Raw genomic sequence first — 8,737 nt, forward strand, 5'->3', positions numbered from 1 at the left:
GGAGAGGTGTATAAGAGACAGCAAGCCCACTGATCAGCGAGTTCACCCGACCACGTTGCGTGCCCGGTTCCGGTACGTCGGTGACCGGCTGTGATGCGCGTTCTCCATTCCGGTATTGATAACGCGGCACGACTCACCACCCCTCAGGCCACCCGCAACCCCGGCCATCTGATAACGGAATAGAGTCGCCAAGATCTCTGTAAGGTTACGAAATCCCCTGCACGCCCCGCCTCAGGTTGCACTTCGGTAACGCGGGTCGTGTCGACACACCCCCACCCGCCCTGTGCCTGATTTGTTGTCCGGTCCGCGCTATGTCCGTCGAAACGGGGCTGTTCGCGACCTTGGAAGAGCCTGAAATTGGTATAGACCATGTCCGAATTGCGAGGCCATCTGGTCTCGCGGGGCTGCGGCAAGCCTTCTACCTGCGTGGCGAAATCGTTATCGCCCGCAACAAATCTTTTGGATCAAGGACTTCCGCTGAGCGGCCGCTTGGATTTACGTTGCCTCAGACAACATTCCTTGGAACCGCCGACCCGGATCGCAATGGACGGGTGCGGCGCCCTGAGAAAGGACCACGCGCAATGATGCGTAAGGCCGTCCTGAGTGCCACCGTCGTCGGCGCTGCTGCCCTCGCTTTCGGTGTCGCCGGCTGCTCCTCGAGCTCGAACTCGTCGAGCGCCTCTGGTTCGTCCACGAGCACCACCTCCTCCGCCGTGCAGGTCGGCATCATCCTGCCGGACACCGTCTCCTCCGCCCGTTACGTGAACGCGGACGCCCCGGCGCTGACCGCCGAGTGCAAGGCGAAGAGCCTGAACTGTGACATCCAGAACGCGCAGGGCGTTCCGGCCACGCAGCAGTCGCTCGCCGACAAGATGATCAACACCGAGCACGTGCAGGTGCTGATCCTCGACCCGCTGAACACCACCGTGGGTGCGTCGATCGAGAAGGAAGCGCACGCGGCGGGCGTCAAGACGATCGACTACGACCGCCTCGACACCGGTGCCAGCCCGGACTACTACGTCTCCTACAACAACACCGAGGTCGGCCAGCTCCAGGGCCAGGCCCTGGTCGCGGCGGCCAAGGCCGACGGCATCACCAACCCGGACGTGGCGATCCTCGACGGTGCCACCACCGACCACAACGCGGTGCTGTTCAACCAGGGCTACATGTCGGTCCTGAGCCCGCTGATCAAGGCCGGCACCTGGAAGGAGTCCGGCGAGCAGTGGGTCACCAACTGGGACAACCCGACCGCCGGCACCGACTTCATGTCGATGTACAACAAGGACCACAACATCAACGTGGTCATGGTCGCCAACGACGGCATGGCCAACGCGGTCATCCAGGACCTCAAGAACCTGGGCATCGCGGGCAAGGTCGTCGTCTCGGGCCAGGACGCCTCGGCGGCCGGCCTGCAGAACATCCTGACCGGTGACCAGTCCTTCTCGATCTACAAGGCCGCCAAGGGCGAGGCCGTCCCGGCCGTCGACCTGGCCTCGCAGATCATCGCCGGCAACGTGACCGACACCTTCACCTCGGTCACCGACCCGACCAACAACACCCAGGTCAAGTCGATCCTGGGCACCCCGGTCGTGATCACCAAGGCCAACGTGGGCGCCCCGATCACCGGCGGCGACGACAAGCTGTCCGACGTGTGCACCTCGGCCTTCGCCGCAGCCTGCTCCGCAGCCGGCCTGCAGTAGCACCCCGACCCGCCGGCCGTGCCGTGGAGCGTCCACGGCGCGGTCGGCGGGTTCGACCACCCCGAGGCACGAAGGAGAGCCGAGGAACCATGAGTGAGAGCACAGAGCCGATCCTCCGGCTGCGGGGGGTCACCAAGTCTTTCGGACCCGTCGAGGTCCTCAAGGGCGTCGACTTCGAGGCCAGGCCCGGAGAGGTCACCGCGCTCGTCGGTGACAACGGCGCCGGCAAGTCCACGCTGGTCAAGTGCATCGGCGGCACGTACCAGGTAGACGGCGGGGAGTACCTGTTCGACGGCAAGCCGGTGACGGTGAACAACCCCCGCGACGCCGCCAACCTCGGCATCGAGATCGTCTACCAGGACCTCGCCCTGTGCGACAACCTGGACATCGTCCAGAACATGTTCCTGGGCCGCGAGACGCTCAACGGGCGCACCCGCACCCTGGACGAGGCCGAGATGGAGCACCAGGCCGGCCAGGCCCTGGCCTCGCTCTCGGTGCGCACGGTCAAGTCGGTGCGGCAGAAGGTGGCCAGCCTGTCCGGCGGCCAGCGCCAGACCGTCGCGATCGCCAAGACCGTGCTGTGGAACTCCAAGGTCGTCATCCTGGACGAGCCCACCGCCGCCCTCGGCGTGGCGCAGACCGCGCAGGTGCTCGAGCTGGTCCGGCGCCTGGCCGACCAGGGCATCGCGGTCATCCTGATCTCGCACAACATGCTCGACGTGCTCAAGGTCTCCGACAGCGTCGCAGCCCTCTACCTCGGCCGGATGGCGGCCCAGGTGCGCACCTCGCAGCTCAACCACACCCAGATCGTCGAGCTGATCACCGCCGGCCGTTCCGGCGACCTCGGCCTGGTCGAGACCACGAAGGGAGCCGCAGCATGAGCGAGCTTGCGAGCGATTCGCCCAGCACTGTGAGCACCGAGACCTCGGCCGCCGGCACCCGCGACGTGGTCGCGGACCACGAGGCCGCCAACCCCGCCGTCCACGTCACGGCCCTGATTCCGCAGACCCTCGGCGCCACGCTGAGCTCCTACGTGCGCCGGGTGCGCGGCGGCGAGACCGGCTCGGTGCCGGCCGTCGCGGGCGCCGCGCTGCTCATGGTGGTCTTCGGCATCGCCCAGTCCAGCTTCATGACCACGAGCAACTTCGTGCAGATCGTGCAGCAGGCGGCGCCGAACACGCTCCTGGCCATGGGCCTGGTGTTCGTGCTGCTGCTCGGCGAGATCGACCTGTCCGCGGGTGTGGTCGGCTCCACCGCCGCGGCCGTGGCCGCGGTGCTCTCGGTCAAGCACGGCATGCCCTGGTACGCCGCGATCCTCGGCGCCGCCGCCTTCGGCGCGGTGTCCGGCATGGTGCTCGGCTGGCTGCGGGCCAAGCTCAACATCCCGTCCTTCGTGGTGACCCTCTCCGCCTTCATCGCCTTCCAGGGCGTGCAGGTGCTGATCATCAACTCGAAGTCCAACGGCATCCAGATCTCCGACCAGACCCTGCACAACCTCTACTTCGGCCGGCTCACCCCGGCCGCCGGCTGGGTCGTGCTGGTCGTCTCGGTCGTGCTCTACGCCCTGGTCAAGGTCGTGCAGGCGAACGCCCGCCGGCGCAAGAACCTGGCCAACGAGCCGTTCTCCGTGCTCGGCCTGCGGGTCGCGGCGATGCTGGTGTTCGGCGGCATCTTCGTGCACCTGATGAACATCGACCAGGCGGTGGCCTGGCAGCAGCGCGAGGGCATCCACCAGCGCGGCGTGCCGTGGTCGGCCGTCATCATCCTGGCTCTGGTCGTGGTGCTCAGCTTCGTCCTCACCAAGACCCGCTACGGTCGGCACGTGTTCGCGGTCGGCGGCAGCGAGGAGGCGGCCCGCCGTGCCGGAATCAGGGTTCTGGCCATTCGGATCTCGGTGTTCGTGATCTGCTCGGCCATGGCGGCGGTCTCCGGACTGGTGCTGGCCGGCCAGCTGGGCGGCTCCAACACCGGCGACGGCGGCGGCAACACGCTGCTGTACGCGGTGGCCGCGGCGGTCATCGGCGGCACCTCGCTCATGGGCGGGCGCGGCCGGGTGGTCGACGCGGTGCTCGGCGGCGCGGTGCTGGCGATCCTCGCCAACGGCGTGTCCGACTTGATCCAGGGCGGCAACGCGGCCGCGTACGAGCTGATCATCGACGGCGCGGTGCTGCTGCTCGCGGCGGCCGTGGACTCCATGTCCCGGCGCGCGAAGCGCTAGCCGCACGCAGATAGCAACGGTCTGATCACCCTGACCCGGCTCGCCGCGACGTTGCGGCATAGTATGTGCCCAGAACCGGGATTGTGAGGATTTCCATGGCTGCCGGACCGGGTGGTTCGACGCAAGACGAGGTGCGCAGGCACAACGTCTCGACCCTGCTGCGCTATGTGCACGTGCACGGCCCGACCTCCCGGGCCGAGCTGACCAACGCCATGCAGCTCAACCGCTCGACCATCGGCACGCTCACGGCCGACCTGGCCGGCGCCGGCCTGGTGCGCGAGGAACTTCCCGCGCGCACCGCCGGGGCCGGGGCCGGGCGTCCCTCGCTGGTGGTCTGGCCGCGGCCGGAGCAGGTCTACGTGCTCGCGTTCGACATCGGCGTGGACTACCTGATCGCGGCCCGGGTGGGCCTCGGCGGTTCGATCCTGGATCGCAGGGAGCTGTACCGGCCGCGCGGGGACTACGCCATGGACGACGTGGTGGCGCACCTGTGCCGGTTCACCGCGGAGATGTCCGCCAGGGCCGAGCCCGGCGCGGTGTGCGTGGGCGTGGGCGCGGCCATCGCCGGTGTGGTGCGCGAGTCCGACGGCCTGGTCCGGTTCGCGCCGAACCTCGGCTGGGTGGACGAGCCGCTCGGCACGGTGCTGGCCGAGGGCCTGGCCCGGCACGGGGTGCGGGCACGGGTGGAGGTGGCCAACGACGCGGACCTCGGCGCGCTGGCCGAGCACGTGCGCGGGGCCGCGGCCGGATCCTCGGACGCGGTGTACCTGACCGGCGAGGTCGGCGTGGGCGCCGGGATCATCGTGAGCGGGGAACCGCTGCGCGGTCACGGCGGCTACGGCGGTGAGATCGGTCACATGGTGGTCAATCCGGCCGGGCGGCTGTGCCGCTGCGGGGCGCGCGGCTGCTGGGAGACCGAGATCGGCGAGAAGGCGATCCTGGACGCGGCCGGACACCCGGACGGGCCGCGTTCGACCGTGCCCGCGGTGGTGGCCGCGGCCGCCGGCGGCGATCCGCGCGCGGTGGCCGCGCTGCGGCACGTGGGCGAGTGGCTCGCCATCGGCGTCGGGAACGTCGTGAACATCTTCAACCCGGAGGTCGTGATCTTCGGTGGCCTGCTGCGGGACCTGTTCCCCGCGGTGGACAACCAGCTGCGCGGCCACCTGGCCACCACGGGCCTGGCCGCGCCCCGGGAGCAGGTCATCCTGACCGCGCCCGGCCTCGGCGCGGACTCGACTCTGGTGGGCGCGGCCGAGCGGGCCTTCGGGCCGCTGCTGAGCGATCCGCCGGGCACTCTGGCGATGCTGGCCTGACCGAGTCCGCCGCAGTCCGATCTTCGCCGCCGCCTCGCCGAGACAGCCCCGGGTGATCCGTCCCGCGCCGTCCGTGCTGACCCCGTGTCAGCCGGGCGGCGCGTGCGCGTCTCGGCGGACGGCGGAATGCATCATGATAGAACAGGACAAATGTGAGCCCGTGTCGCTGACGGTGAAGATGATGTGGAGGTGTGCGCCCGGCGGCCGGGCGGCGACCGCTCGCCGCATAGACTCGGAGGGCTCGCCGATCGCGTGGGGGCCTGTGCCTTGCGCGCGGCCCGGGCCAGGACTACGCCCGGAAGGTAAGGGTCGGCGGCCGCATCCGCCGGTCCTTTGTGAACGCAGACGCTGACGCTGAAGGAGACCGCGGTGACCAGCTTGTTGGAATCGGTTCGGCAGCCGCGCGATCTGGACCGGCTCAGCCGCGCCGAACTCGACCGGCTGGCCGCTGAGATCCGCGAATTCCTGATCGAGAACGTCTCGCGCACCGGTGGGCACCTCGGGCCCAACCTCGGTGTCGTCGAGTTGACCATCGCGCTGCACCGGGTCTTCGACTCGCCGCGCGACGCCCTGGTGTGGGACGTGGGCCACCAGGCCTACGTGCACAAACTGCTCACCGGCCGGCACGACTTCGAGAAGCTGCGCGGCCGCGGCGGCATGTCCGGCTACCCGGCCAGGGCCGAGTCCGAGCACGACATCGTGGAGAACTCGCACGCCTCCACCGCCCTGAGCTACGCCGACGGCATCGCCAAGGCCTACCGGGTGCGCGGGCTGACCGACCGCCGCGTGGTCGGCGTGATCGGCGACGGCGCGCTGACCGGCGGCATGGCCTGGGAGGCGCTGAACAACATCGCCGGCGGCGACCTGCCGGTGGTGATCGTGGTCAACGACAACGAGCGCTCCTACGCCCCGACCATCGGCGGCCTGGCCAACCACCTCGGCACCCTGCGCACCACCCAGGGCTACGAGCGCTTCCTGGACTGGGGCAAGAACGCGCTCTCGCGCACCCCGTACGTCGGCGGCGCGATCTACGAGACGCTGCACGGGGTCAAGAAGGGCCTGAAGGACATCGTGGCCCCCCAGGGCATGTTCGAGGACCTGGGCATGAAGTACATCGGCCCGATCGACGGGCACGACGTGGAGGCGGTGGAGTCGGCGCTGCGCCGGGCCAAGGCCTTCGGCGGCCCGGTGATCGTGCACGTACTCACCCGTAAGGGCGAGGGCTACGAGCCGGCCCGCGCGGACGTGGTGCACCAGCTGCACCAGGTCAACCCGAAGACGAACCCGGAGACCGGGCTGCCGTTCCAGATCACCGGCACCTCCTGGACCGACGTGTTCTCCGAGGAGATGCTCAAGATCGGCAACGACCGTGCGGACGTGGTCGGCATCACCGCCGCCATGCTCATCCCGGTCGGCCTGCACAAGTTCGCCCAGCAGTACCCGGAGCGCATCTACGACGTCGGCATCGCCGAGCAGCACGCCGCCACCTGCGCCACCGGCCTGGCCTACGGCGGGCTGCACCCGGTGGTCGCGGTCTACGCGACCTTCCTCAACCGCTGCTTCGACCAGGTGCTGATGGACGCCGCCCTGCACAAGGCGGGGGTGACCTTCGTACTCGACCGGGCCGGGATCACCGGTCCTGACGGGGCGAGCCACCACGGTGTCTGGGACCTGTCGATCCTGCAGGTGGTGCCCGGCCTGCGGATCGCGGTCCCGCGCGACGCGGCGCAGGTGCGCTCGCTGGTGCGGGAGGCGGTCGAGGTGGACGACGCGCCCACGGTGGTGCGCTTCTCCAAGGGCTCGGTGGGCCCGGAGATCGAGGCGCTCGAGCGGGTGGACGGTGTGGACGTGCTGCGCCGGGCGGCCAAGCCGCACGGCGAGGGCGACCTGCTGATCGTGGCGGCGGGCCCGCTGGCCGCGGCGGCGCTGGAAGCCGCCGGACAGCTGGCCGAGGGCGCGGACGGGCAGGAGCCGATCGAGGCCACCGTGGTGGACCCGCGCTGGGTCAAGCCGGTCAACCCGGCCCTGGTGGAGCTCGCCCGGGGCCACCGCGCGGTGGTCACGGTGGAGGACAACGGCCGGGTCGGCGGTGTGGGCGCGGCGATCAGCCAGGCGCTGCAGGACGCCGGAGTGTTCCGCCCGACCAAGGTGCTCGGGGTGCCGGCCGAGTTCCAGGCGCACGACGAGCGTGCGGCGATCCTCGCCCGGCTCGGCCTCGACGGCTCCGGCATCGCGTCCGCGGCCCGGACTTTGCTGAAGAACTGAGCAGTTGTGAGCACTTCACAGACCCCTGGTTGCTGAAGTGCGGCTGAAGTCGAGATGAGGAGGGCGGCCGGGTCGATCCGGCCGCCCTCCCTCGTCTACCGGGGCGGACAAACCCTGAGCTGCACGAAAAGGTTGCGCCCGGTGTGTCACAAACATGAAACGCATCTTCAGGGATCGTTACGTAGCTGTCGCGGGCCGCTCCGTGACCGGCTGGCAGAATTTCAGAATTGTGGACACACCTGAATCCGGCACGAGTGCCAAGGCCGCCACCGTGATCATCGGTGCGGGCCCGGCGGGCCTGACCGCCGCCTACGATCTGACCAGGCACGGCTATCCGGCGAGCGTCTTCGAGTCGGAGGGCGTGGTGGGTGGGATCTCGCAGACCGCGGAGCGCGGTGGGTGGCGGTTCGACATCGGCGGGCACCGGTTCTTCACGAAGGTCAAGCAGGTCGACGAGCTGTGGCACGAGATCCTGCCAGAGGAGGACTTCCTGCTGCGCCCGCGCATGTCCCGGATCTACTACCAGGGCAAGCTCTTCGACTACCCGCTCAAGGCCGGCAACGCGCTCGGCAATCTGGGCGTGGTCGAGGCGGTCAAATGCGTCGCGTCGTACACCTGGGCCAAGATCAACCCGCCGAAGAACCAGGAGTACTTCGACGGCTGGGTGACGGCGCGGTTCGGCAAGCGGCTGTTCCGGATCTTCTTCAAGACCTACACCGAGAAGGTGTGGGGCATGGAAACGTCCGAGCTGCCGGCGGACTGGGCGGCGCAGCGGATCAAGAACCTGTCGCTGTTCGGTGCGATCGTGAACGCGCTGAGTCCGGGTAAGGGCTCGAAGAAGATCACGTCGCTGATCGACGAGTTCTACTACCCGAAGTACGGCCCGGGCATGATGTGGGAGACCGCGACCGAGAAGGTGCGCAAGCAGGGCGGCACGGTGGAGATGAACGCCTGGGTCAAGACGGTGTCCTGGACGCCGGAGCAGGGCGCGCACTCGGTCACCGTCGTCACCCGCGACGAGGACGGCCGCCCGCACGAGCGCATCGTCCCGGCCGACGAGGTGATCTCCTCGACTCCGATCTCGGCGCTGGTGCTCGCGATGGACCCGCCGGCGTCCGCGGAGGCGATCGCGGCGGCCAAGGACCTGCGCTACCGCGATTTTCTGACCGTGGCCCTGGTCGTGCCGGAAAAGCACGGGTTCCCCGACAACTGGATCTACATCCACACCCCCGGCGTACGCG

Annotated in this window: 6 protein-coding genes; all 6 read left to right on the forward strand. The window is 69.2% G+C overall.

Features of this window, described 5'->3' with window-relative positions:
- Positions 1-581: 581 nt before the first annotated feature.
- Entirely contained in the window at positions 582-1,700 is a 1,119-nt protein-coding gene (locus KDL01_RS36195; protein WP_246577489.1) for a sugar ABC transporter substrate-binding protein, read from the forward strand.
- An 89-nt stretch (positions 1,701-1,789) separates the two neighbouring features.
- Entirely contained in the window at positions 1,790-2,581 is a 792-nt protein-coding gene (locus KDL01_RS36200; RefSeq protein WP_212533220.1) for an ATP-binding cassette domain-containing protein, read from the forward strand.
- Positions 2,578-3,918: a sugar ABC transporter permease gene (locus KDL01_RS36205; RefSeq protein WP_212533221.1), complete on the forward strand. Its 1,341-nt coding sequence runs from the start codon at positions 2,578-2,580 to the stop codon at positions 3,916-3,918. The genes KDL01_RS36200 and KDL01_RS36205 overlap by 4 nt, the downstream gene beginning before the upstream one ends.
- 95 nt (positions 3,919-4,013) lie before the next feature.
- Positions 4,014-5,231 carry an ROK family protein gene (locus KDL01_RS36210; RefSeq protein WP_212533222.1) on the forward strand — a complete coding sequence of 406 codons (1,218 nt, stop codon included), beginning with the start codon at positions 4,014-4,016 and terminating at the stop codon, positions 5,229-5,231.
- Positions 5,232-5,600: 369 nt separating this feature from the next.
- On the forward strand, positions 5,601-7,496 hold the full coding sequence (gene dxs / locus KDL01_RS36215) for a 1-deoxy-D-xylulose-5-phosphate synthase (RefSeq protein ID WP_212533223.1): 1,896 nt from the start codon (positions 5,601-5,603) through the stop codon (positions 7,494-7,496).
- 229 nt (positions 7,497-7,725) lie between these two features.
- Positions 7,726-8,737: FAD-dependent oxidoreductase (locus KDL01_RS36220; protein ID WP_307846757.1), on the forward strand; the 1,012-nt coding region annotated here is incomplete at its 3' end.

The sequence above is a fragment of the Actinospica durhamensis genome (assembly GCF_018139695.1).
GTDB lineage: Bacteria > Actinomycetota > Actinomycetes > Streptomycetales > Catenulisporaceae > Actinospica > Actinospica durhamensis.

Excerpts from the sequence above, each read along its gene's own strand:
- KDL01_RS36195 (WP_246577489.1), top strand. The coding sequence starts at position 582 with ATGATGCGTAAGGCCGTCCTGAGTGCCACCGTCGTCGGCGCTGCTGCC.
- KDL01_RS36205 (WP_212533221.1), top strand. The coding sequence starts at position 2,578 with ATGAGCGAGCTTGCGAGCGATTCGCCCAGCACTGTGAGCACCGAGACC.
- KDL01_RS36210 (WP_212533222.1), top strand. The coding sequence starts at position 4,014 with ATGGCTGCCGGACCGGGTGGTTCGACGCAAGACGAGGTGCGCAGGCAC.
- KDL01_RS36200 (WP_212533220.1), top strand. The coding sequence starts at position 1,790 with ATGAGTGAGAGCACAGAGCCGATCCTCCGGCTGCGGGGGGTCACCAAG.